This is a genomic window from Xanthobacter autotrophicus (assembly GCF_029991245.1).
Taxonomy (GTDB): Bacteria; Pseudomonadota; Alphaproteobacteria; order Rhizobiales; family Xanthobacteraceae; genus Xanthobacter; species Xanthobacter autotrophicus_C.
The window spans coordinates 1-1,728 of sequence record NZ_JAIVFO010000282.1 but is presented as its reverse complement, the minus strand read 5'-3'; the positions used below and the strand labels follow the sequence as shown (position 1 = coordinate 1,728).

Annotated in this window: 1 protein-coding gene; it reads left to right on the top strand. The window is 43.1% G+C overall.

Annotated elements, in window-relative coordinates:
- Nucleotides 1-169: 169 nt before the first annotated feature.
- Nucleotides 170-1,645: a hypothetical protein gene (locus tag K9U41_RS22730; RefSeq protein WP_282643109.1), complete on the top strand. Its 1,476-nt coding sequence runs from the start codon at nucleotides 170-172 to the stop codon at nucleotides 1,643-1,645.
- Nucleotides 1,646-1,728: the final 83 nt, after the last annotated feature.

The window sequence follows — 1,728 nt, the reverse complement described above, 5'->3', positions numbered from 1 at the left end:
GCACCCGAAGATCGAGCGACAGCGCCTTGACCATGCCTGCCGGCCTCCAACTCCGGCAGGAAGCTTGAATCAGCTCGGCACTGATTTGAAAAGCCCCGGCGATTCAAAATGATCGGCTACCGCTCTAGTAGTGGGGCAAATCGGATGTTGAGGGTCCGGACCTCTCTGCGTGGGTATTGAAATTGAACTTGATCAAGGGTTAGAGTTCAGAATGGCACGAATCCAAAATCCTACTCTATTTTCCACCTATTTCAGCATCAAGCCGGAAGCCTTGGCTGAAGCGGGGCTCATTGACCCTTTTTTAGATGTTGACGTTCCATTGTTTATAGATCCGGTTTTGCTGGAGAAATCCAGCCATGAGATAATCAAAACAACAGCTTTGAATCGATTCCGCGATCATTTTAGATTAATGATCAGAATGTTGGCAATCTCGAAGACTGAGAATGACGTTGCATGGAAGGGAGCGAGGCGTCAGCTGAACCTTCAAGAGCCGCCAGAAAACGGGCTAGGCTATGGTGGGAGCGGGAGATCTGGAAGCTCGAGACCAGATGAGATTCGTGAAACAATTCTTAGAACAACAAAAGAAATAATCACCCTTGGCGCTGATGATCCTGAAATGATTTCTTTGATGGGATTTTTTGAAGAAAATGTTGGCCCGGACACAATAAGCGATATGACAACAACTGTTATATTGAACGACCTTGCAGCGATAACAGAATATTTTTGTATAAGAAATAGCATAAAAGTATTTGATTTTAAATTTGGTGAAATACTTAAACTTCCAAAGTTTATTGACAAAAAAGGGCGTTCAGTTCCGATTGTTCTTGTCCCAAAAGACATTGTCCGCGACTTGCCCATAGCACGGGACTGGTCTGACATCGAGCGCGCAGCTATGGAAAATGCACGCATAAGAGAGCGCGTAAATCGCTATCTAGGTGGCATCGTAGAGCCAACGATTGCAGACCGCAAGCACGCTCTTCGACGGACCGCCCTTCATTCATCAGATGATTTTAAATATTTTCTATCTTCCGTTAAAGAAAATGTTTCATTTTATGACGAAACGATCGATTCATTAGCATATTATAAATTAAAAGACATTCTTTCAAAAGGGGGCATCAATTTTAATAAATCTAAAAATTACAATATTTCGTCAGGTCCGGAAGAGATATTGCGTATAGTAATGGATACGATTGAACAATTTAAGCACCACGTAGAAAATGGAAATTTATGGGAAGAGCTTTGGATTGGAGACAAACCAAAGAAAGAAAGAGCTTCCCAACTTATATACTACGCCATTGCAGATAGCTTTTGTAAAGCCAATGATTTAGATATATCGCCAGAAGCAAATATTGGCGGAGGCCCTATCGATTTCAAATTTTCTGTGGGTTATAGTGCTAGAGTTCTGGTCGAGATGAAGCGTTCTGGCGGAACCGTAGTGCATGGGTATGAAAAACAACTCGAATTTTACAAAAATGCTTCACGGTCCGAATATGGTGTATTTGTCGTGATGAATTTCGGAGATTTGGGTGGCAAGCTGATAGAAATAAATAAAATACGAGAGGAAAGAATTTTTATGGGGCAGCGAGCATCAGATATCGTCGTCATAGATGCATCTAGAAAGATGTCGGCAAGTAAGAGACATTAGTTGCTCAGGCTGGCTTTTACGCATCGGCTGCCGTTTTCCGAGACGGCCCTGCGTTGTTTACCCTCTCTCCCCCCTTGCATCCC